This window comes from Paenibacillus sp. p3-SID867 (assembly GCF_025142895.1).
Taxonomy (GTDB): Bacteria; Bacillota; Bacilli; order Paenibacillales; family Paenibacillaceae; genus Paenibacillus_AQ.
Genome location: NZ_JAMBDM010000002.1, coordinates 470,009 through 492,922 on the forward strand (window position 1 = coordinate 470,009; position 22,914 = coordinate 492,922).

At 48.5% G+C, this 22,914-nt stretch carries 18 protein-coding genes; 4 read left to right on the top strand and 14 right to left on the bottom strand.

All coding sequences use genetic code 11. The features are described 5' to 3' along the window. Nucleotides 1-29 precede the first annotated feature (29 nt). From M4D81_RS05395 to M4D81_RS05410, 4 genes are all read right to left on the bottom strand, one after another. Nucleotides 30-1,652, bottom strand: coding sequence for an ABC transporter substrate-binding protein (locus M4D81_RS05395; protein WP_260064880.1), 1,623 nt, complete (start codon nucleotides 1,650-1,652; stop codon nucleotides 30-32). Between the two features lie 104 nt (nucleotides 1,653-1,756). Beyond that, entirely contained in the window at nucleotides 1,757-2,653 is an 897-nt protein-coding gene (locus M4D81_RS05400; protein ID WP_260064882.1) for a carbohydrate ABC transporter permease, read from the bottom strand. An 11-nt stretch (nucleotides 2,654-2,664) separates the two neighbouring features. Further along, nucleotides 2,665-3,579 carry an ABC transporter permease gene (locus M4D81_RS05405; RefSeq protein ID WP_260064883.1) on the bottom strand — a complete coding sequence of 305 codons (915 nt, stop codon included), beginning with the start codon at nucleotides 3,577-3,579 and terminating at the stop codon, nucleotides 2,665-2,667. A 287-nt stretch (nucleotides 3,580-3,866) separates the two neighbouring features. Continuing rightward, entirely contained in the window at nucleotides 3,867-4,715 is an 849-nt protein-coding gene (locus M4D81_RS05410; protein ID WP_260064884.1) for an AraC family transcriptional regulator, read from the bottom strand. Nucleotides 4,716-4,860: 145 nt separating this feature from the next. Here M4D81_RS05410 and M4D81_RS05415 point away from each other — a divergent pair, with 145 nt between their 5' ends. Beyond that, nucleotides 4,861-5,802, top strand: a complete 942-nt coding sequence (locus tag M4D81_RS05415; protein WP_260064885.1) for an MTP-1 family protein — start codon at nucleotides 4,861-4,863, stop codon at nucleotides 5,800-5,802. Nucleotides 5,803-6,354: 552 nt separating this feature from the next. Then, a complete protein-coding gene (locus M4D81_RS05420; protein WP_260064886.1) occupies nucleotides 6,355-7,434 on the top strand; it encodes a GntR family transcriptional regulator in 1,080 nt (359 codons plus the stop codon). A gap of 496 nt (nucleotides 7,435-7,930) precedes the next feature. Here M4D81_RS05420 and M4D81_RS05425 read toward each other — a convergent pair whose 3' ends face one another. The 10 genes from M4D81_RS05425 to M4D81_RS05470 all read right to left on the bottom strand — a co-directional run bounded on the left by M4D81_RS05425 (nucleotide 7,931) and on the right by M4D81_RS05470 (nucleotide 19,695). Continuing rightward, a complete protein-coding gene (locus M4D81_RS05425; RefSeq protein WP_260064887.1) occupies nucleotides 7,931-8,467 on the bottom strand; it encodes a hypothetical protein in 537 nt (178 codons plus the stop codon). A gap of 12 nt (nucleotides 8,468-8,479) precedes the next feature. Then, nucleotides 8,480-9,304 (bottom strand): hypothetical protein, encoded by an 825-nt coding sequence (locus M4D81_RS05430; RefSeq protein WP_260064888.1) that lies wholly within the window; start codon nucleotides 9,302-9,304, stop codon nucleotides 8,480-8,482. 298 nt (nucleotides 9,305-9,602) lie between these two features. After that, nucleotides 9,603-11,681, bottom strand: coding sequence for a bacterio-opsin activator (locus M4D81_RS05435; RefSeq protein ID WP_260064889.1), 2,079 nt, complete (start codon nucleotides 11,679-11,681; stop codon nucleotides 9,603-9,605). A gap of 175 nt (nucleotides 11,682-11,856) precedes the next feature. Continuing rightward, nucleotides 11,857-15,198, bottom strand: coding sequence for an S-layer homology domain-containing protein (locus tag M4D81_RS05440; RefSeq protein ID WP_260064890.1), 3,342 nt, complete (start codon nucleotides 15,196-15,198; stop codon nucleotides 11,857-11,859). 411 nt (nucleotides 15,199-15,609) lie between these two features. Further along, complete coding sequence (locus tag M4D81_RS05445) at nucleotides 15,610-16,017, bottom strand: contact-dependent growth inhibition system immunity protein (protein WP_260064892.1); 408 nt, start codon at nucleotides 16,015-16,017, stop codon at nucleotides 15,610-15,612. Nucleotides 16,018-16,152: 135 nt separating this feature from the next. After that, nucleotides 16,153-16,632, bottom strand: a complete 480-nt coding sequence (locus M4D81_RS05450; protein WP_260064893.1) for a hypothetical protein — start codon at nucleotides 16,630-16,632, stop codon at nucleotides 16,153-16,155. Between the two features lie 121 nt (nucleotides 16,633-16,753). Then, nucleotides 16,754-17,269: a DUF4241 domain-containing protein gene (locus M4D81_RS05455; protein WP_260064895.1), complete on the bottom strand. Its 516-nt coding sequence runs from the start codon at nucleotides 17,267-17,269 to the stop codon at nucleotides 16,754-16,756. Nucleotides 17,270-17,417: 148 nt separating this feature from the next. Beyond that, nucleotides 17,418-18,167: a superoxide dismutase family protein gene (locus M4D81_RS05460; protein WP_260064896.1), complete on the bottom strand. Its 750-nt coding sequence runs from the start codon at nucleotides 18,165-18,167 to the stop codon at nucleotides 17,418-17,420. A gap of 203 nt (nucleotides 18,168-18,370) precedes the next feature. After that, nucleotides 18,371-18,811, bottom strand: a complete 441-nt coding sequence (locus tag M4D81_RS05465) for a YhfM domain-containing protein (protein WP_260064897.1) — start codon at nucleotides 18,809-18,811, stop codon at nucleotides 18,371-18,373. Nucleotides 18,812-18,843: 32 nt separating this feature from the next. Continuing rightward, the gene (locus tag M4D81_RS05470; RefSeq protein WP_260064898.1) at nucleotides 18,844-19,695 is read right to left on the bottom strand and encodes a P-loop NTPase family protein; all 852 of its coding nucleotides are present in this window, start codon (nucleotides 19,693-19,695) and stop codon (nucleotides 18,844-18,846) included. 297 nt (nucleotides 19,696-19,992) lie between these two features. Between M4D81_RS05470 and guaD the strand changes: the two genes are divergently transcribed. Both guaD and M4D81_RS05480 read left to right on the top strand, forming a co-directional pair. After that, on the top strand, nucleotides 19,993-21,357 hold the full coding sequence (gene guaD / locus M4D81_RS05475; RefSeq protein WP_260064900.1) for a guanine deaminase: 1,365 nt from the start codon (nucleotides 19,993-19,995) through the stop codon (nucleotides 21,355-21,357). 57 nt (nucleotides 21,358-21,414) lie between these two features. Then, on the top strand, nucleotides 21,415-22,767 hold the full coding sequence (locus tag M4D81_RS05480) for a uracil-xanthine permease family protein (protein ID WP_113060800.1): 1,353 nt from the start codon (nucleotides 21,415-21,417) through the stop codon (nucleotides 22,765-22,767). The last annotated feature ends 147 nt before the right edge of the window (nucleotides 22,768-22,914 follow it).

Consider the following 22,914-nt stretch of genomic DNA (forward strand, 5'->3'; position numbering starts at 1 on the left):
GGCGGTCGGGAACGGAGGGACAATCTCTGTTAGTTGGCTAGAGCTCTTTGTGCAGCGTCATTATAGATTTTCAGCGCTTCATCAATGTTCCCCATTTTTTGGACCTTATCGATGAATGCCTGCCAATGATCGAAGCTGTTCTTGCCTGCTACGAATTTGGCCTGTTCTTCCGTAACGAACGTCTTAATTGGGTTCATGATCTCCGAGACCCGCTGGCTTTCATCCCCCGTGAGTTGAATCGACGGCTCGCTCAACCAGGAAGGAACATAGTCGTTCTCGGGCATGGGCAGACTCGTCAGGAATTCCGCCTTCTCAATCGGCACCTCTTCATATTTGCCGTTAAATACCGTATAATCGGTCGCGGCAAAATCCACGAACGCTCTTGCATCACTCACCATCTGCAAGCCGGGGTTATGGTTTCGACTTGCACGCATGCCGTATTTATCGCCCTCCAACCATGGATCCTTGGCCGTTTTCAGCGAATCGACAAAGGTCGGAACGCCGTCTTCTCCGATCGTATAGGTCGTGCCCTCAATTCCCCATGTGATGAGCTGGATCATCTCATCCGAATACTGATAATCGATGAATTTGATCAATTCTTCAGGGTTTTTCACTTTTGAGCTTATGCCGTAGGCTCCCCAGCCCAAGTCAGGCGTATTGCCGTTTACAACCTCCTGCCAGGCCTTTCCGTACTTCGGATTGTCGGGATACAACGAAACTGCGAATATCTTGCCGTCGCCCGCTGTTCTCGTATACTCGGCTGGCGTCGTAAACCACTGCGTCAGCCACATGAGATTGTCGCCGTTCAACGCTTTTCTTTTCAACGTATCGTCTGTATCAATCGTGTACTCCGGATCTAACAGCTTCTCCGCATACAGCTTATTCGCAAACTGCAGCGCATCTTTATACCCTTCTTCCAGAACCCCGTATACGTATTTCTCGCCGTCCCAGAAAATTTCATCCCGGATATGGTTCGCGGAGAACAACGATCTCAAGCTGTTCCACTTTGTCGCTACGGGATATTTGTCGGGGTAAAGCTCTTTAAGTTTTTTGGCAGCCCCATAAAATTCATCGAGCGTTTCCGGAATTTTGATGTTATTGGCCTCGAACACGTCATAGCGGTAGGCAGACGTATTCTGGATGAGCATGCCGCGATCCTCGGGGAATCTAGGCGTAGAGGTTTCTTTAAAGGTGAACATGTTGCCATCGGCATCCGTTACCCGCTTCATCCCGTTTTTTACCTTGCCAATGTAGTTCATATAGTTCGGCATCAAATCTTTATACTGGCCTAACTCGAGAAGCTGGCCTTGTTCGGCCATTTCGGTCGTATCATAGAATAAAGGCGTCACGAAGAAATCCGTTAGATCGTCGCTTGCGATCATAAGTTTGACCTTCTCGTCATATTCGGAAGACGGAATATAGTTATATTCAATTTCCACCTTCTTGCCCATATAAGCTTCCATGCGTTTATGCCATTCCTTGCCTACCAGACTGTTTGGATTATCCACACCGTTCGCAGGCAGCGTGACCGAAAAGCGCATGACTTCTTGATCCTCTTCATGGGTATCGGTTTTTTTGGAATTATTCGAACATCCGGAAAAAACCATCAGTAGGGCCAATCCGAGGACAAGCATTTTTGCCAATTTGTTCATTCCATTTCCCCCTAATTTGCGCAATGAACCGCTTCTTCTTCAAATCTGCATAACTGCCATGAATGACTGCACACTCAGCTTGCTTGCACCGCCGCTCCGCTTCTTTAGCCTTTGATGGAGCCGACGAATATCCCTTTGGTGAAATGCTTCTGGAAGATCGGGTAAATACACATGATCGGAAACATGGTAATAATGATGACGCTCATTCGTACCGCCTTGGGATCAAGCGTTTCCCCGGGAGCATTGATGGCGACCGCGCCGCCTCCTACCCGCCCTTGAATCGCAGTCGTATCCAAGGTAAACAGATAGTTTCGGAGCACCATCTGCAAGGGATACTTGTCCTGATCTCGCAGATAAATCAAAGCCTCGAACCAACTATTCCAGCTTCCGACCAGACCGAATAGAGCAAAGGTTGCAAACAGCGCTTTCGACAACGGCAGTATGATCCTGAAGAGAACCACCAGATCACTCGCCCCGTCGATATAGGCGGAGTCCTTCAGTTCGGAAGGAATATTCAGAAAGAAGGTCCGAAACAGAAACACGTTATAAGCACTGATCGCACCGGGGAGAATCATGACCCAAACCGTATCCAACAGGTTCAGACCGCGCATAAGCAGATAGGTCGGGATTAAGCCGCCGCCGAAAAACATCGTAATCATGAGAAAAATGGTCAGAAATTTCTTGCCCGCAAAACCCGGGATCGTGAGCGGATACGCCATCAATGCCGTAAACAGCAGCATGATGCCCGTAGAGCCGGTCGCATAAATGATCGAGTTTAGATATCCTTTAAAAATGTACGGATCCTGAAATACCGTCGTGTACGCCTCCAGATTAAATCCCTTGGGCCAAATCGTTACGCTGCCCGAGGAGATGTAACGCGTGCCGCTTAGCGATGTCGCGATAATATTCAGAATCGGATACAGCACGACAATCAGGATGAATAGCATGATAACAACATTGAATACATCGAAAGCTCTGGAACCCAAGCTAGCCTTTTTCAACACTCCACCACCTAGAACAAACTCGTCTCTGATACTTTCCGGCTTAACCAATTGGTAAAGTAAAGGATCGTAAAGGAAATAACCGACATGAATAATCCGATGGCCGTTGTGTACTCGTATTGTGCGCCCAGTATACCTTGCCGATAAACATAGGATCCGATGACATCCGCTACTTCGTAAGTCTCAGGCGAATAAAGCAGAATAATCTTCTGGAAATCGCTTCCGAGGATTCCCCCCACGGCGAAAATCAGCAAAATAATGGTGGTCGGTTTGAGTGACGGCCATGTAATGTGCAAAACCTTCTTCCATCGGCCTGCGCCGTCTACCTCGGCTACGTCATACAGCGTAGGATCTATTCCGCTTAATGCAGCAAGGTAGATGATTGTGCCGAACCCGACGCCCTGCCATATGCCGGAAGAGATGAAGATGGTCCGGAAATAGTCAGGCTCGAGAAGAAACATGATCGGGTCTCCGCCGAAGAAGCCGACAATATGGTTAAACAAACCGTCTCTCGCCGTAAATTCCTTAAGCATCCCCGCAACAATGACGACCGAAATAAAATGCGGGAAGTAAGAAACCGTCTGCACAAGCTTCTTAAAACCCTTGTTTTTCAATTCATTAAACAACAGTGCTAATATAATCGGTGCCGGAAATGACCAAAATAAAGTATACAAACCGAGAAGCAATGTATTCTTTAATACCCTGAACGCCATCGGATCGTTAAAAAAAGAAGTGAAGTACTTTACCCCTACCCACTCACTTCCCCAAATCCCCTTGGATGCGTTGAAATCTTTGAAAGCGATTAATATTCCGTACATTGGAAAATAGTGAAAGATTAACAGCGTCAGAAAGCCGGGAAGCACCATAAGGTAGAGATAGCGGTGCTTGACGATTCTGGCCACCAGCCTGTTATTGGTTGTTTTCAAAGGAACACCTCCTGACTGTTAACACATTGTGATCGGATATAGCTGGTGCTATTGCTCCAGGTCACATGTGCCTGGCCATTTAATTCGTTCTATATGTAAGCGCATTCATTTTCACCCCCAGACTGTATCCTAACGTTCGTCGAAAACGCATTTGCTTCCGGCTACCGTCCCCTATAGATAAAATCATCATGATGTCCCACAAGTTATTATGCTAAGTAGAAAATAACACATACTATTTTTATCGTCAATACATAAAAAAGTATATAATCCCACCTGTAATTAGCATACTATCTCCGAATAGTTCCGAATTGGCGATACCGATACGGCGTTAAATTATGCCTCCGCTTGAATAAGTCGTAGAAGTAGCTGACGTTGTCAAGTCCGATCTCAAGACTGATGTCCACGATTTCCATATCCGTGTTCAGCAGCAAATTCTCGGCATAGGACATTCTCAATTCGTTAATGTATTGGGTCGGGGACATGCCGAGATGCTTCCTAAACATTCTGCATACGTAGGCATGCGATTTGCCCGACAGCTCAACAAGCGCAGCCGTTCCCCGTGTGAAGTGCTCTTTCTTTTTCGCATCTCTGCACAGAGCCTTAAACCATTCCGGCTGTCCGGTAAGATCTATTGGATCCGCTTCGGCCTTGATGTACCTGGAGAACAGGTCGGTCAAGATGGCTCTTACCTCCGCTTTGACGGCCAGCTTCTTCTCCTGCGGGATCAGACTGAGCTGGTCTAGCCGGTACCGCACGTATTCCTTCTCCGTTTTGGACAGCACGGTCGACGGCGGCATAGCCGGATCAAGCAGTCTTTCGCTTGGGAACCCTTCTCCCAAGAAAGCAATCAGGTCGTCCAGGACCTCTCGATTGAACGACAGATTGATGAATTGGCAATCGCTATCCGTCGTCTGCTCATAGTAATGAACGTCCCGGTCCCGTATGAACACGAGTGTATTTTCCTGGAGCAGCTGCCTTTTGCCATTAATGACATGCACAACGCTTCCCTTCAGGATAAGAAACAATTCAAAGAAGTCGTGCGTATGCATGCCGATCGTATCGCGCACCGAAACGATCAGTCGATAGTGCGCCTGAATTTCAGAATCAATGCCGTCTGCCGCAAGAAGCTTCAACATATGCGATATCCCTCCTTATTTGTATATTGACTAGTTCCTCCGATGTCAAAACACCATAAAGCATTCAAAAATAGAGCAAGATTGAAAGCAGCACTTTTGATTAGGATAGAGTTGTTATTGAAGCCTGAAAGGAGATTTGCCACGAATGAACATATTGGAACAGCGTCAGCAATTCGAAGCAAACAAACGCATTTATGAAAGCGCCAAGCTTGTCTTCCGCGGAGTCGAAGGCTTCGATGTTTACAATCCTTCGATTCCGTTCGAATGGAACGGCAGGCGCTACATATACGGACGCATGGAGAAACGCCATGAGTGGGCGAGATCTTGGGTGCGCCTGTTCGAGGAGAGCGGACCGGACGAGTGGACAGCCGTCCCGAATACGATGATTTACCAGCTTGAAGATCCTTATATTAGCGTGATCAACAAACAGCTCGTACTAGGCGGCACGCACGTTCGTAACAAACAGGGGCGGCTTGATACTTTCTACGGCTATTTCTACAAAGGCCGCGATCTTCATGATCTTTACTACTTCACGACCGGTCCGGATTATATGAAGGATATTCGGCTCGTAGAGCTCCGAGACGGTAGGATCGGCGTCTTCTCAAGACCACGCAGCGAAGAAGTACGCAAGCAATTCGGAAGCGAATCCTTAGTGGGATTCACTGTCATCGACAGCCTGGACGCACTGTCACCGGAAGTCATCAAGAACGCCCCATATATCAGTGGACTGTTCCGCAAGGATGAGTGGGGCGGCTGCAACCAGGCCTACTTGCTCAAGAGCGGGAAAATCGGCGTCATCGGCCATATCTGCTACGCTCAAGAAGATAAATCGACCTATATGAACATGGCTTTCGTATTGGACCCGCAGACGAATCAATTCTCGGATTTAAAAATCATCGGCACCCGCCCTTGTTATCCGGATGGCCCCGCCAAGAAGCCGCATCTGACCGACTGCGCGTTCACCGCCGGCATCGAAATACGTCCCGACGGCAAGGTCAATCTGTACAGCGGCATCGGCGATACCGAAGCAGCGCGTATCGTCATCGACTACCCGTTCGAAAAGGAAGGCGCTATTGTAACCTTTTGATGCGTGTTCAAAAAGTCGGGTTTACAGAACCGAGAAGGTTGGATGAAGCTAGGGAATGAGCAGCGGAGCTACACGTTTTCGCAGAAAACGCCTTCGAAAGCATCTGCTGTAGTGGGTACGTAGCAACGGCAGGCCCGGCTGATTGAAGATTCGAGCGTCGAGTCCGCTTCCTGATCTGCTTCGTCCTGGAAGACGGCTTTTTGAACAACCTGTACTAGATGAAATTTCAAGCATCGAGCTGCTGGATTCCCCAGCGACTCTTTTCTATGTCCTTTTACGGTGTAATATAGTACCATTCATTTTGCGGAAGTGTTCCATCTCGAAGTTATTATGATAAGCGAATGAAAACACATACTTTATTTGAACCCATAGTAATACAGACCTTCACGAAATTCAAATCTTTCATATGATTTTCCTCCCTTTTCTGCTTTATTCCCGAAAACCACCCACCTATTCGACATAATCTTTTTCCAAAATGCAGCCCAAGTACGTATACTTTTTAAACCGATGTGCGCTATAATTGGAGGAAATGTTAATACGAGGTGAACCTACTTGAGCAAGAAGGACGTGGCTCTGCCAAAGTACCAGATGGTGAAAGACTATGTCTTATCCCAGATCGAGAATCAGGAATTTACAAAGGACGACCGGATTCCTAGCGAGTCGGAATTTTCCAAGCTGCTGGATGTCAGCTCCATCACTGTCCGTAAAGCGCTGTCGGAGCTGGTGAACGAGGGCGTGATCTACCGCGTCAGAGGTAAGGGAAGCTTTGTCGCCAACCAATCAGCCGTCTCGGAAAAGACCTCAAATCTGGTGGCCTTCGTCATTTCCGGTGTCGACCTGTACGATAGTTCGTATATGCAGATCATGAGGGGCATACAGTCCTTTCTGGGCAAGCATGGTTGCAAGCTGATCATCGAATTCGTGGAGAACGACTTCGAACAGGAACGAGAGCTTGTTTTGGAGCTGATTCAAACGGAACTAAGAGGAATACTCATCTATTCCTCTAATCCCGAAGCTGCGAAGGGCTATCTCGGGGAAATTCGCAAAAAAGCGATTCCGTTCGTGATGCTCGATCGTTCCCCTTCCGGCTATCCGGTCAACGTCGTCACCTGCAACAACCACGACGGAGCTTATGAAGCAGTAGAATACTTGATAAACCAAGGTCATCGCCGAATCGGATTTGCGGCTTACGACTACCACCTGAGCCCGGAGGTTGACAGATATAACGGCTATTGCAACGCCATGTCGAATGCGTCCCTTCCGATACCCGAATCGCTCTTGTTCCTGGACAAGGAATTGGACTACGCCGCGCTTGCGCGCCTTATCCAAATTGGAGAGCTGACCGCGCTGTTCTGCGCGAACGACAAGCGGGCGCTAGAGGTAATCGAACAGCTCACCGCACTTGACATTCGTATCCCCGAACAAGTATCCCTAATGGGCTTTGACGATTTTGAAAGCTCCAAATTCGCCAAGATCGCTTTGAGCACAGTGAAGCAATATTTCGACGTCCTCGGCTATGAGAGCGCCAAGCTGCTGTTCGAAATTACCGAAGGCTCGTCTTATGGCAATAAGAAAGTCATGCTGCCTACAAGCCTGGTCATACGTGACACGATCAAGCCAGTCCAAGGTTAATGAGTTTAAATAAAATTCCTTGCTTTCCTGAAGTGTTGAACCTTACTATTCTTTGTATAACTTTCGTTAGCGACTCGTTTCACTTATTCCATACATTGAACATGAAAAGGCTTATTCCAAACTCATTTTTGAGTTGGAATAAGCCTCAAATATTTGTTACTGTCGGGTTAATGATCATAATGTCCGCTAAAATATCGAAATTTGTCCCCTCAATGTTTTTATAAGTTGCTGCAGATAGTACTGTATTAAATATTTCTTCCTTCATATCTAAATTCTCTTCTTTAATACCGAAATGGAGTAATACAGCAACAATATCAATGAAATTATCAATCGGATTGTTATAGGATTCGAAAATATCACAAAGGTGGCTTAATATCTCCGTTTTTTCCTCGGTATTCGATCCAGAGAGTGTTGCCTTTAGTTCTTCTATGAAAGTTCCCTTTCGAGTCCTTTGTCCACTTCCTTGTACTGAGGTGATTATCTAGAAAAACAATCATTATATGCTTAGCTCACGCACTTTATTTTCTAATAGTTGAATATTCTCGCTATTTAATAGTTGAGGATTCAATACAGCTATAAAATTTAGCAGCTTGCTTGAACTTATTATTACTTCCTCCACAAAAGAAACTGTGCTGATTATACTTCCCTTCCATTGTGAATACGTAAATTCCTTGTATGGTTTATAAATAAATAGATCTATTATTGATTTTCGATCAACATCCTCTACTAGGCTTACACTTAGCTCTTTTCCCTGCAAAATAAATTCAAGCCATAGGTTTGCACTATCTGGAATTCGATACGCAACATAATTATGCTCCTTTATTTTTTTTGCAATCGTTAATAAGTCAACAAACCATCGAACAAGCCTTTCCTCGCCAAAAGGACAATCATCAAAGAACAATCCGTATTTATTGCCGTTAAAATTCAGTTCAATGATCCCTTCTATATCTTGTTTTGTCTGGTCAAATTGTTGAGCAGACATTTGTTTAATATCATCAAAATTATCATATGCTTTAAAGGAAATAGTAAACATGTCCGGTCACCCCTAATCTAATAAATCGCTTAGTTTATACATATTTGTTCCATAAACAGAATCCACATTTCCATTTCTAATAAATACTTTAATTGGCTCACCAAAAACAGTAACAGTATGCAATCCATCGGTTACTCCCTGCTGTTTTAATTGGTTAACAGCCAACGTAGAAGCTTCAGCAATTTTATTATCCGACCATTCTTTATTAAAGAAAGATTTTTTACTTAACATTTCGTTAATTTGATCATCCGACATTTTCTTTTGTAAAAATGGAAGCTGATTCTTTGTGCTATTCACAGAATGTCTATTAAGAATATGATCAACTAAATTTTGACTTAAATAACCACTTGATGTTGCAGATCTAGGCGGCCCCTCAACCTTCCCCCCATCCCCACCCGAATCATGTTTCAGGTTCGGGTGAGTCTTCACGCCAAACCGGCGCGTGGTCAAGCCGGCGATGGCCATGGCTGCTTGCTGTCCGGCAAAATTGAACGCACCGCCCGACGCCTCGACGTCTGCGGCGAATTTATCCTGGGTATCGGCATCAAAGATCATTTTGCCTCCCCAGACCACCGTTTCGGCAGCCTCCTCGATCGTCCCAATGGTCATGTTATATGCCATATCCTTAGCGGTGTCAAGCGGGTCTTCTACCAAGGATGTCGCCGTATCCTTCACCGAATTTGCCACGGACTTCGCACCGGTCTGCAGTCCCTGCCAGAAGTCCCCCGCATGGTCCCAGAACGTTTTGGGCTCATTAGCGCCACTCGCTGCAGCTGCCGCAATCATGAGATCTTCATGCATATCGGCTGAAATAAACCGAAAGGCAATGCCTTTCAATTCTTGGCCGATAATCCTGAGATGCTCAATCGTTTTATTCTCCAGAGTCCTTCATATCAATGGCATAGGAGTATGCAATCTGGAAGAATCGTGCCTTTTGGTTCAGAAGCCCCACAGCGCTATGCTTCTTGTATCGTGCTAACCTCCGTTATAGCAGTATCGTGTGTATCTCTAGAAATATAGAACTCAAAAAACGCACCTCCTAAAGAGATGCGTATTTCGCTTGCAACCCTTTGCTGCAACCCGTGTAAATGTGCTATGGGATCCTATAACTTAATTACGCCTTTACTATGCGTGCTCAGAATCCGGACCTCATCAAATCGCTTAGCACAAAAGCCAGATGTTTTTCGGCCAAACGCATATAACGGTAGAAGGTAGCTCTGCTCATATGGAAGGATGCTGCGAGCTGGCTTTTGTTCCGATCCTTGCGCAAATAACTTGCAATGAGAATTTCCTTCTCCAACAGCGTCAAAGGTTCCATCGGACGTCCGTCGGCCAGAATCCCTTGAATGATGTTCCTCACCTGCATCCCGTCCCAACCCAATCGCCGAACGACAGGGAGTTCCTCCAGCTTGTCGGGATCGAACAGCCGTTCCAGCATTTGCTTCATTACGCTTCGATCAATGGCCGGGGGATACTCATCCTCCCGCTGATGTGCCGGTTGTCCTGCTGCTGTCTCCGTTTGCCGGATGATCCGCTGAATCCACTGATCGAAGCTCGTTTGCCTAAAATCCAGTTCCCATGTCGTCAATTCGATGCCCGCATATCCCGTCGCTTTCCCGCAAACTTTGAATCCCAGAATCGACAATAAGGAATTCAACTGTGGATCCCCCGCCGCCAAAATCCCCCGCAAACCGCCAGTCATGTGGACCAGCCATTGCTGCATCAGCATGGCCCCCAGCTCCTCGGGACGATACAAGGATTGTTCGGAGTTTACCGCGGATAACAGCACAAATATCGTATCGGCTGCCTCAGGTGGCAGCCGATGCAGCGAAGATACTTCCTCCCCCAGCATCCCCCTGCACCCAGGCGCATATCGTTCCAACAATGGCAAGCTCAAGGCATGCAGCCATACGCCTGCGCAGAACGCCAGCGGTATCCCTTTTTCGTCCCGCACGATAAAGATTCCTTCAGGAAAACGAGCTGCAATCTCCTCCAGCAAAACCGGGCAATCGGCAGAGTCGACCAGTTCGGACTGCCAGTCGGAACCCTGAATGGATTCCTTCAAAAAGCGCTGCAAATACGGCAGATCCTCCTGTCCAAACGGCTTATGCTCGCCGGGTTTCAGGCTTGACGAGAAATTGGCATACGCATGCGCCGAGGGCAGAAACTCACGGTACAGCTCCAAGATGTGGGCGCTCAGGTGCATCTGCATGCGTTGGTCGACCGAATGGAATCGTTCCGCCAGCAGGACGAACACCTGATGGCGAACCGCTTCAAATTGTTCGGGGTTTCTGCGCGTAAAGTCATCCCGTAACATTCGAGCAACGACCTGGTGCAGCGTTATCCCATCCACCGTATCCCGTACGAACGAAAGCGCCCTCAGATGGTAATAGTCCGCCCCTTCCAAAGGTGTATCCAACAACCGGTTCAGCATGTTCTCGTCGGCAACAGGCAGAAGCGACAAAACCTTCAGCGCACGGTACACGCCAGGAGACGCCGCTTCCCGCAAAAATTCGGCGCTCAATACAGCCGGAACCTCTCGCCATACATCCCACTGCTCTACAGACTCGGAAAGCAGCATATCCACGGTCAAGGCAAGCGACAACGGATGGCCTTCCGTCTTCTCGGCAATAGCCCTTTGCCATTCCGCAGACAAGCCGCTGCCGCCTAAATAATCGTAGACCTCTTCTCGAGTAAACAACCGCAAAGAGAACCTTTTCATTCGGGACTTCCATTCCGGATTCGTCTGCCATTTGAGTGGCAGTCCATTGCGCGAGGCACATACGATCAGCACGTGGGCTGACTTCAACTCAGGAAGAAATCTGGAGAACAGCCACCCTTCCAGCTTTTCGATCTCCTCACCATTGTCTATGAACAAAACGGTTCGCTGCAGCTGAAGCTCGTTAACGATGTATGGCAGCAGCGCGGATTCCGGAGCCCTGGTTCTGCCGTATTCAGTTGCAAGACTCATCTCCAGACTCGCCAGAAAAGCGCCCGACGTCGTTAAACCTCCTTGCCCGTCCAGCCAAAGAGAACGCACCGAGGACTGCCTTGCCGTGCGGGCCATTTGCAGCAGCAGCGTTGTTTTGCCAATGCCGCCAATTCCTGATATTGAAAAAATGGATGTCTGTGCCCGGGAATCCGCCAGCCAATCCGTGAAACTCATCATTTCCCGATCCAAACCGATAATGCGATGTTTTGCAATCTTCTCCATTCGTTACATCCTCACTCCATCCGCTTCTCGCCCGTTGAATCTTTCAACTAATAAACCTGCTATTTTTTTATACTATACTATGTTTCGAGTCCACGAACAGGCTCCATTACGGAATAAACGCAAAAAAACGCGCACATTCTCGGTTGGAATGTGCGCGCCATCTATTCAGCTGCAATCAGTTCATGAAATTCAAGTAGAGCAACATTCGGTTTAAGAGAACCGTGCTTTGTGCGCGAGTGGCAAGCGCCTGCGGAGCGAACGCAGCCTTCTCGACCCCTTCGATCATGCCGGCGGCCAACAGGTCGGCAGTCGCTCCCTTAGCCCAATCGGATACCTGGGCATGGTCCGAGAAGCTTTCCAACGTCGAAGCGTCCTTTGGCGGAAGCTCGCCGGCATATCGTGCTGCTCTGGCCAGCATAACCGCCACCTGCTCTCTCGTGATCCTAGCGTCCGGTCGGAACGAACCGTCGGCGTAGCCTTCAATCAAGCCAGCCGCGGATGCGGCTCCTATCGCACCGGCATACCAAATTTCGTTCGGCCCAACGTCCGAATAGGAAGAAAGCTGCGGTTTCTCGGTGAGTCCGAGCGCACGTACGAGCATCGCAACGAACTCGGCGCGGGTCACCGTACGGTTAGGATCAAACATGCCGTCAGCCGATCCGTTCACGATCAGCTTGTTCGCCATCCGCTCGATGTTACTTTGCGCCCAATGTCCCTGGATATCCTCGAAAGTTCGGTTGGAGCGAACCGCAGTGTACACACCGTTATATGGGCTATAAAAAGTCGCTGTCTCCCCTTCAAAAATGGAAGGGACGAAGCGTGGCTTTCCTGCGCCATCCACCCACACGACGGTGGAACGATCGGATCCTGCCGCATCATTAATCAAGAATGTCCGCTTGAGGTAAGTGTCTTCCCCTTCGATTCTTACATCACCGTTGCTGTATAGCTCAAAGCTCATCGGCTCCGCCAGCATGTCATGCCCTTGGCGAGTCAATACCTCATCCAGCTGGCGCCTTGCGGAATCCGCCATTTTCGCAATAACGACCGTTACGTTCGCTCGGTTCTTGAGGTCACTTAGCACGTGCAGCGGAACGCTGTAGCTTGCCCCGTTCACCCCAATCCGAATGGCTGCACTCGGCTTCGCCGAAAGGAGAACCTGCAGCGCTTCAGCCGGGAGATCGACCTTCACCACCGGATCCTCATTGTCAATGTCAATGACGATATCTTCCCCGCCAGCGGTCCATGACCGAACCAGATCGGAGTCCGGTATCAGTCTCAGAACGGTGCGCCCGTCATGCTCCTGCTCTTTTTTGGCGGTTACCCGAACTTGTTTGCCGTTGATCGTTACGACCATTCTTGGGTCCGGTACAGGGGATGGGGCAGAAACCGGAACCCAGCTATAGGATGGGGGTACCGGTTCTGCGGTATAGGCAGCTCTCAAATCGATGCGCCCTACGTCAACTGTCCCCCCAGCTAAGACATTTACGGTTGTCGTATAATCGTTATACGCCGCTGCTGTCACCGTGAGTGCATGGCTGCCTGCCGCTACGTTATTCACTGTAAATCTCCCCTCGGCGTCGGCCATATCCTTGATTCCGCCCACCGATACCGCCGCACCGACCAGAGGCGTATTCCCTGTACCGTAGACTGCGCCGATCACCGTCCCCGTGTCCACTGGAGCCGACTGGACCGTCACTGCTGCGGTGGCCGTGAACCCTCCGTCGGCGGTCGTCACCGTAACGGCCGCCGTACCTTCTGCAATCGGCGTCACCTCACCCCTCTGATCCACCTGAGCGACAGCCGGATCGCTGGAGTTCCAGGATACCGTCGGATTACTCGCATTCACCGGCACAAGGACGGCTTTCAGCTTCTGCGAAGCACCTCCAGCTGTAAGGGTCAGCTCTGTCTGATCCAGTGTCACTCCCGTCACCCGAACTTGGTCTCGAATATGGGCCGCTTCCACCTGTACGCTGCTCCATGCCTGGATGCGCTGCTGTACATCCAGTTCAAACACCTGGAGATATTGACCCGGGATTGGATCCACAATGTCCGCTCCGAGCGAGTACAAGACCGCTTCACCAGGCAGCGCATCACCCACTAGAGGACGCACACCGGCATCTGGTCCGAGCCAATAAGCAAACGTATGCCCAGAATCGCCCGGAACCGCCGTCACGCTCGTTGATCCGTTCGCTCTGCCTGGACTAATAGCAAGCCCGTCGATGTCTGGTGCCGGTTCATCCACGTACAGCGTCAATACCGCGCTGACGGTGTTCTGGCCCGCATCGGTCACCGAAACTGTAACCGGGAACGCGCCGCTCACCGCAGCGCTGCCTTCGATCCTGCCAGAGGCAGTCATCGATAGGCCATTAGGAAGTCCGGAGGCGCTCCATGACAAGCCCCCCCTTGCGCCGTCGAAAGCGTCTATCGCAATCGAATAAGGAGCGTCCTTGGCCGCCCGCGGCAGATCGGTTGTCAAAATGTCCGGGCGCAGATAGGGATAGCCCCCATTGACGCCAGTGTGGACAGCCCACGTATTCGCAAAATCCCAGCCGCCATAATTGGAGGCAGCCTTCATCTCGTCGGTAGTTAGGCCTGTGAGATGAGGCTGGCCTAAGTTACCCACAAACCCCACGCCACTGGCTTGGGTCGATGCTACTTTATCAAAATACGAGGAGTTGATCGAAGCATTCGATATGATTCCGATAAAACCGCCTATTGTGCTATAGCTGATACTTCCGGATTGCATGATTGCAGTTGAAGAATAACTATTGGCTATCGTTCCGTATATCAAATGTCCGGCCAATCCGCCTCCATAGAAATAGTGATCGCCCCCCGTATACGCGACCGTCCCTGTGGCATACGAGTCGTTGATGCTGCCCGTACCCTGAGAAGCGACAAGCCCCCCGGCAAACTGATTGGAAGCATCGCCGCTTTTCACGGCAGCGGATGAAGATGAGCGAAGAATGGTCGAATCGCCATTGGCCGCCCCGGCCAAGCCGCCGGCTGCACTCAAGCCTCCATAACCGGTATTGCCGCCAGTAACAGTACCCTCCGAATACGAGTTGATGATGCTGCCGCCGATCAGATGTCCCACCAATCCGCCGGCATAACTGCCGCCGTTGACTTGTGCGGAAAGGCCTAGATTACGGATGGTCCCCGATACGCGGCCGAAGAAGCCGACATACTGTAGAGCTCCTCCATCGATGGTGAGACCTTCGATCCGGTGTCCCCTTCCGTCGAAAATACCACTGAAGACGGTCGCTTCATCGGCTATGGGTACCCAATCGTATCCGGTCATATCGATGTCGCCGGTCAATCGGATATTCCGATCCAGGTAAGACGCTTGATTCCGATTGATATAAGCCAGTTCTTCTGCGGTCCCGACCCACACCCAACCGTCCGTTTCGGCCGGAACCGAGTCGTTTCCAGCCCGGAGCACGGGCTGAGCGGAAGCCAAGGGAGCAAGCACCATCGAAATAATGAGCGTTACTGCCAGCACGATGGACATTTTTTTCATAAACAGGTTTCTCCTTTGCATCAGTACAGTCATCGATGAGTCATAGAAACACGACGTGATCTGATAAAATTCAACATCTTCAATTAAGTGTAATATAACAATGGAACTAAGACTGTCTCAATTTTGTTTCAAATTCATAGGAAGGCAGTCATAACGAAAAAACCGAGCGAATACAGGGAGCGGCCCTGAGTTTTCGCTCGGCTAAGATTTATCTTTGAGACGCTATCGCTTTTGTGACGATTCCGCAAATCGAATAAAAAATAATAACTACGCAAAAATTCCTACAAACTTGCAAAAAGGCTCATTCCTAACTCATACTTAGATTAGAATAAACCTTGGAAACTTTCACGTATTTCTCAAGTGTGTAGTGAACGATCATTTCCAAACCTGCAAACCAACCTTATATTGAGATTACAAATTAATCTTATTCATAAAATTGGTTAATAACTCACTATACTCAATCTGATCTTCTTCACTAGACCAATCTAAATTTGAAACATTGTTATTAATCTTCTGTAGAAGAAGCTCAAGCTGAGACAAATCTTTAACGTCATCTAAATCGACAGCACTAAGTAACCCCAGCAATTGACCATCATAAAATACCCCAGCAATCGGATCCTCCGATAAAATTTCCATCGCCCTTTTTATGCCAAGTTCAATAAATACATTCTGAGATAACATCCTTGAAACATCTTCCAAATCAATCTCGTCCGCTGTTTTATTAATTAGAATATCGTACCATTTATCCAATGCATACTCGGGTCCATCATTCTGATTGTCTGTATTCAATGAATAAATCTCTTTAATGGTTTGACTCATTTATTTCAATCCTGTCAATTTTTTAGTGTGCTTGGTTTGTTGATTACTTACTCTAAGTTGCATAATAGCTTTTCAATAGCTTTTCAAATGCGCTAGTTGTATTGTAAAACCTATTACCACAGTATTCATCAGTAACTAAATCGCTAATACTGCGATGGTCTTATCATTGACAGAAATTGATAAAACATCACTTGTTTTTTGAATGTGCACATCATGGGTTGAACTAGTTATTTCGTCCTCAAAAGCTCCATATGTGTCCGAATTAACGAATAAACTCATTTTTTCTATTTTCAATTTTTCCACATCAACTTCTATCTCAACTCTTTTTATATCGTTATAAGATCGCATAGTCTCAGTTAGACAATACAGATATTTCTCGCCTCGAACTTCCTTAACAACGTTTTCGCCTAATAAACTTAAGATTACTTGGTAATTGGGCTCGCCTTCCTTAAAAATATTTATAAATTCAATAATCATTTCACTTAGAGGACTGTTTCTTAATTTTTCCTCCATCCTCTCTCTCGAATCATCTAAAAACCATGAATCTAAATCCACCAATGTATCGTCTATTATCCCTGGAACAAATGGCTTACTATAAAGAAAATCCTTATTCATTGTATACCTACTTTCTATGTATTGGCAGGCAATTATGGTGTATCTCCAATAAAAACAGCCATAAAAGAATGCCTTCCATGGCTGTTCGCGCTTGCTCGTATTTCGTTACACTGACACTCAACTAGCTCTTAATAAACACAATTTTTACGCCAACCACCTGATCCTGCTCATTCACGGCCTTATACACGCCATATGCACCATCGCCAATGCCGGTCCGGGATACGACGCCTCCATCCAGGACACCCGCTTCTTCTCCGCTCTCGGTGATATTGCAGCATGCAAGATACCAGTCACTATCCGTATCCGAGCTATCCGATGGCGCATCAGCGTCAGGAATTCGGTACTTTTGAATATCAAAAATTCCGGCCTGCCCGCTATCCACCCCAGCTATAAAAGGACACTTGATCCATTCCAGGAATGCCCCCTGTTCAGCTGCCGAGTGATGGTAAGCCGTTAGCTTGGCGTTGGCTTCGCCCCAATCCGGAATCTCTACCTTCTCCACTTCCGAGGCCCACGTTCCATTTAATACAGCTTCCAACACGCCCATGATGATAATGTTCGTATCCAATTCATAACAAGGGTCCGCGACAACCAATTGTCCGGAATTCACTTCAAAATCGCCCAGTTGAATGATCAATGAAGATACCTCCAATAGCAGTTTATGATGGTTCTATTCTAGCACGTCCCGCCACACAACCATCACAAAAAAACGCACCTCCTAAAGAGATGCGTCTTTCACTGACATTCATATGCTACAAACCACAGGTTACCTGTAGCTTGCAGGATTACTCGGGGATATTCCCCCCGGCCACCCGGTCGCCGGAATTGCCCGATGGATCGGTTACGCCGTCATCTTCGCCGGCATGAATGATCAGCGAGCGTCCGAGCACCGAGTTTGGCTGGTTCTTTTGAAGGGTGCCATGCTGAATGATCGTCTCCGCTTCCACGGTGCCGTCTGCGCCTGCGACCAGATTCGGCATATCGCCAACATGGCTTCCTTGTGGATGCTTGAGGCCATGATGCTTGTCGGTCGGATTAAAATGCCCACCGGCAGATTTGAAATCCCTATCTTTGATCGTGTTCTCATGTACATGGAACCCATGCTTGCCTGGTGTAAGGCCGGATGCGATGATCTTCACCTTCACCCCGTCATTGATCTGCTCCAAGATAGCGGAACCGGCAGACTCCCCCGCCGCATTGTACAGCTGGACTTCAAGATGCCCCAGAGATTCCTTCCTGAAAGCCTGGTCCCAGAACACGGGTTGATTAACCGGATCCGAAACCATGCGAGCGGGTACATCGCTGCCGGTAGGAGTCTCGGAATCCGAGGCCGCCGTCCCTTGTTGCGCAATTGGTCCGTCAGCGGTGGAGTTATCCTTGCCGTTCACGTAGTAGCTTATTTTAGACATCGTGTGTTTAATCGCAGCTAAAGTTCCTTCGGGATTCCCAGCAGCGAACAAAATACCTGTAAACAGCAGGGCTCCGGCAAGAAATGCTCCAGCCATATATTTTAACGTGTTGGTCTTCTTCTTCACTTCATCGCCTCCTGAATGATGTATTCATTCATCTCCCAATCCCCTGATTTTATACGTCTAAGTCGTTATTTTATGGGATATGAGGCGTTCGGCGTTATTTATTGTTCCCTAAGACAGATATACGGATTGGATAACCTACTAAACTGGCTTTTATATCATCTCCAGCTACTGAACATAAAAAAGAGATTCCCTCCGCTACGGCGTTAATGCCCCTCTTGCAAAATGAGTTCTCTCATCCGATCCGTATGTTTGGCGGAAACCACATATAAATCTTCTCCCCAATCTTTGAAACCGTAGCTGAACACACTTTCCTGACCCTCTCCCCCTAACCACAGCTTGATGGCGTGAATCGGGGATTGCTGATCATAGATAACCATCACGTCGTAATCCGGGTCCGTTCTTTTGGCATCATCTGGCTGCTTGCGGGCCGTACGGATCGCTTCCTCAAATGCGCTTACAGCCTTTGCCTCCTTGAAAGAAAACAGTGTGTCCCCGTTCATCTCGTCCCATGACTCAAATACCGAAATCCGAATTTCGACAACCTTCTCGTCCAGCAGCTGCATCGTTTCCCAACCGGGTTCGTTCTCGCAGCCTGTTAATAGAGGCGTCATATAGAGCAGCATGATCGTTAGAAGACTCTTCATCAAATCGTCCTTTCTTATCTATGAAAATAATACTATTGGATGACCCCATGCAGCTTAAGCTTGTCTATCAGCATGGTTCTGTACGTCTCTTGATCATAATAGGAATTATTCATTCGTTCCTTGTTCAGTCCAAGACTATCCAAGATCCGGTACTCCAGCCTGCGCCGGGCCTCCAATACTTCCAGCGTCCCTTCGACGCCCTCCAGACCTCGCTGTTTGCCGTATACCTGCTGAGTGTAATAATGGACGAATCCTGTGGACCAAGCCTCCGGGCGTTCCCGGATGGCCTTGCGGAATGCGTATTCCAGGCTATCCTGTTCAATGTAGAGCAATACGGGATTCAGGCCAAGGATTGCTTTTTCCAGCCCCAGCACGTAGTCCATCACTTGGTCATCCAGCGCATCATATTTCACCATGCCAACGGTCACCGGATTCTGAATGAAGCAGCACTCAAAAATCATAACGGTGGGCTCTTGCAACGCCTGCTCTGCAAATGCCTCCCACCGCTCGGTGATGAGTCTTCTATTGAGATCCAGCGGGAGCTCGTAAATATCCTGCTTGGACAAGGAATGATATAGATCATCCGGAAAAGACGTGCCGTATTCGTTCTTCAGCTTCTGGTAGGGTATGAGATTCCAGCTGCCTTTTTTGGCGGCTCGTTCGATCAATATTTCTTTAAAGGAGCCTGCGACTTGCAGCAACCGCCCGAATTCCTCTTCAGTCAAACACGACGTTCCCTCATAATCCGCCGGGTGGTCAACATCCCCTTCCACCACAAGCCGGGTCTCCATGTTTCGTTCGGTTAAAATATCATAAATCATACGGGACGTCGTCGATTTGCCGAAACCCGGCAGACCTTCGACCATGATCAATTTGGTCTTCATTTCAAATCCCCTTCAAGTCTCAAAAATGATTGCAGCTTCAAGTTATTCTGTGGGGGCCGGCTGATATCCTTTTCTCTATACAAAAAAGGCTGCGGACGTTATCTCTCATGAAGAAGCCTCCCTGTATCCCCCGGGCAACTCCGAATGATCTCAATCGTGTTCCTGACCTGTCATCACTATGGAGTCTTCGTTAATAACTCAAGCTCATATCTATTCGCCTTTAAACTATGGACATCTCTTTTTTAACGGACTATAATGACAAAAGCGCTCCAAAAAACGAACATTAAGGCGGTAAAAATGAGTAAATATATGTTATTATTTCAAGGGACTTCTTTTTCAAGCAAATCTCCCAAAGAAATTCAAGTATTGAGAGACTATCTTTACTGCATCAACACGGACGGCATGATTGAGCGAGTCGTGGCACCGGAAGACGCCGACTATCAATCCTTGCTGGATATGCATCAAGGCACTGACAGCTTTCACCGACTAGAGGAAGGACAGTATTTCCTGCCTGGCTTTGTCGATTTGCACGTTCATGCCCCGCAATGGGCTCAATCCGGAACCGCATTGGACATTCCACTCTACGATTGGCTGAATACGTATACGTTCCCGCTGGAATCCAAATTCTCCGATCTGGAGTTTGCGCAACAGGTTTACGACGATGTGGTAAGTACCCTGCTGGCCAACGGAACAACGACGGCCCTTTATTTTGCCACGGTGCATAAAGAAGCCAGCTTGTTGTTAGCCCAAATCTGTGCGAGCAAAGGCCAGCGCGGACTTGTCGGAAAGGTCGTCATGGACGATCCCGAGCAGAATCCGGATTACTACCGCGATGCGGACACATCCACGGCACTGGCGGATACGGAGGAATTTATTATCGCTGTACAGGAACTCGCCAAGACCACCAAACAAGGCGTGTATCCCGTCGTGACCCCACGCTTTATTCCAAGCTGCACCGATGAGGGGTTGAAGGGGCTAGGCGAGCTGGCAGCCAAATACGACACGTATGTGCAGTCCCACTGCAGCGAAAGCGATTGGGCGCACGGGTATGTGAAAGATCGGTTCCAGAAAAACGATGCGTTTGCCCTGCATGATTTTGGCCTGCTGCGCGATAAATCGGTCATGGCTCATTGTAATTTTCTCGATGACCAGGATGCCGAATTGTTCGCTGACACCGGCACCGCGATCGCGCACTGCCCGATATCCAACGCGTATTTCGCCAACAGCGTCATCCCGGTCGCCCGCTTCCACGCCAACAATGTCGAGATCGGTTTAGGCTCGGATCTATCCGGCGGCTTCTCACCGAGTCTCTTCGATAATATAAGACAGGCCGTAATGTCCTCGAGGATGCTGGAAGATGGCGTGAACACCTCCCTTCCTGCGGAATCTCGCGGCGTGCCCGAGTCGCGGATTACGGTCCATGAGGCATTCTATCTGGCCACGGCCGGAGGCGGCGAATGTCTGAGCTTGCCGATTGGCCGCATTCAAGAAAACTACGCATGGGATGTGCAGGTGATCGATACGAGACTTCCATCCGCCAAACTGCCGATTTTTGATAAGAATGAAGACGCACAAGATATTTTTCAGAAGATCATGTATCTGACACGTCCTGAGCATATCCGCGAGGTGTGGGTACAAGGGGAAAAGGTTCATACGCGTTAAGAAAGATAGAGGTTGTTCAAAAAGCAATTCATCCTAACATTCGAGGTGTCCAGCGGAGTGAATACACAAGCAGACAAGCAAAATGACGAGCAAACGAAGTCACAGCATTTAACGGTACCTCCCGACGGCAAAATATCATTCGGGAAATCCGCCATTCTCGGTTTACAGCATGTCGTCGCGATGGACGTCTATGTCGTTCCTTTCCTGATTGCCATGTTAATCGGCTTGGCGCCTAATCAGTCCAGCGCATTGATCCAATCCACGTTTATTGCGGCCGGGCTTGCCACGATCGTGCAAACGTATTTCTGTATGAAGCTGCCGATGGCGCAAGGCCCTTCCTATGTTCCACTCGGCGCGATTGTAGCGATCTATGCCGCCAGCGGCGGAGGGGAGATGGGTTGGAGTTCCGTGCTGGGCGCGAGCTTGATTGGCGCGATCCTCGTGATTATTTTGGGATATACGGGAGTTTTCAATAAAATCGTTAAATCCTTCATCCCGCCCATTGTCGGGGGCACGATCATCTTCATCGTCGGTCTGTCGTTATTGCCTGTTGCGATTCGAGACAATATCTACGGCGCCACGGACGCTACCATCAATCAGAATGTGCTGCTGGCCCTGATCTCAGCGGCTGCACTCATCTTGTTCGTCATCCTAGGTTCTCTGTTCCGAACAAGAGGCGCGATATTCCGCGTTACGTCCGTGATGGTTGCATTAATTATCGGATGTATATCAGCCAACTTTATGGGTGTGCTGGATTTCAGCGCTGTTGCAAACGCCAAGTGGTTCAGCATGCCGCAGATTCCGTTTAAGGATTTTGGCTTTTCGTTCGACTTCTCGGCGATCATCACCATGGTCATCATTTACCTCGTACTGCTGGCGGAAACAACGGGTACATGGTTTGCCATCAGTAACGTCATCGATAAACCGTTAACGGATAAGAACATTAACCGTGGGGTGATTGGCGAAGGGATTAGCTGCCTGATTGCTTCGGGACTCGGCTCCACGCCGGTTACCGGCTATTCCACGAATGCAGGGATTATCTCCATCACGGGTGTGGCTAGTCGCCGGGTCTTCCTGGCGGTAGGCGGATGGTTTGTCCTCTTCGGCTGTTCTGGCAAATTGGCCGCGCTGATCTCCTCGATCCCAACCGCGGTCATCGGCGGCGTATTCGCCATCGTCTGCGGCATCATCTCGATTAACGGGATCCAGGTCATGAAGAACGTGAAAATCGGGGAAAAAGAAATGTACATTATTGCTATTCCGATGATTTTGACGTTAGCGTTAGTGCTCATTCCTAAAGATTTCTTGTACACACTGCCTACGTTCGTGCAGTATTTACTCGGATCACCGATTCTGGCTGCTTCACTTGCAGCGATCTTGTTGAATAAATTGCTGCCTAGTGCGAAGTAAGTTGTAGAGCGAGGCAGGGCACTTTTTGACTGAGCCTTACATTTGAAATAATAGAATTCATGAAAAACGCTATGCTTCTCGTAAGCTTCTTACGATAAGCACAGCGTTTTTTCTATTTTGAGAGTATGATTTTAACTTTGCTAGATA

Bases quoted from the DNA above. Each gene is read 5' to 3' on its own strand.
- M4D81_RS05425 (WP_260064887.1), bottom strand. From the start codon at position 8,467: ATGTTTACTATTTCCTTTAAAGCATATGATAATTTTGATGATATTAAA.
- M4D81_RS05470 (WP_260064898.1), bottom strand. From the start codon at position 19,695: ATGAAGACCAAATTGATCATGGTCGAAGGTCTGCCGGGTTTCGGCAAA.
- M4D81_RS05435 (WP_260064889.1), bottom strand. From the start codon at position 11,681: ATGGAGAAGATTGCAAAACATCGCATTATCGGTTTGGATCGGGAAATG.
- M4D81_RS05440 (WP_260064890.1), bottom strand. From the start codon at position 15,198: ATGAAAAAAATGTCCATCGTGCTGGCAGTAACGCTCATTATTTCGATG.
- M4D81_RS05445 (WP_260064892.1), bottom strand. From the start codon at position 16,017: ATGAGTCAAACCATTAAAGAGATTTATTCATTGAATACAGACAATCAG.
- guaD (WP_260064900.1), top strand. From the start codon at position 19,993: ATGAGTAAATATATGTTATTATTTCAAGGGACTTCTTTTTCAAGCAAA.
- M4D81_RS05410 (WP_260064884.1), bottom strand. From the start codon at position 4,715: ATGTTGAAGCTTCTTGCGGCAGACGGCATTGATTCTGAAATTCAGGCG.
- M4D81_RS05415 (WP_260064885.1), top strand. From the start codon at position 4,861: ATGAACATATTGGAACAGCGTCAGCAATTCGAAGCAAACAAACGCATT.
- M4D81_RS05465 (WP_260064897.1), bottom strand. From the start codon at position 18,811: ATGAAGAGTCTTCTAACGATCATGCTGCTCTATATGACGCCTCTATTA.
- M4D81_RS05450 (WP_260064893.1), bottom strand. From the start codon at position 16,632: ATGAATAAGGATTTTCTTTATAGTAAGCCATTTGTTCCAGGGATAATA.
- M4D81_RS05395 (WP_260064880.1), bottom strand. From the start codon at position 1,652: ATGAACAAATTGGCAAAAATGCTTGTCCTCGGATTGGCCCTACTGATG.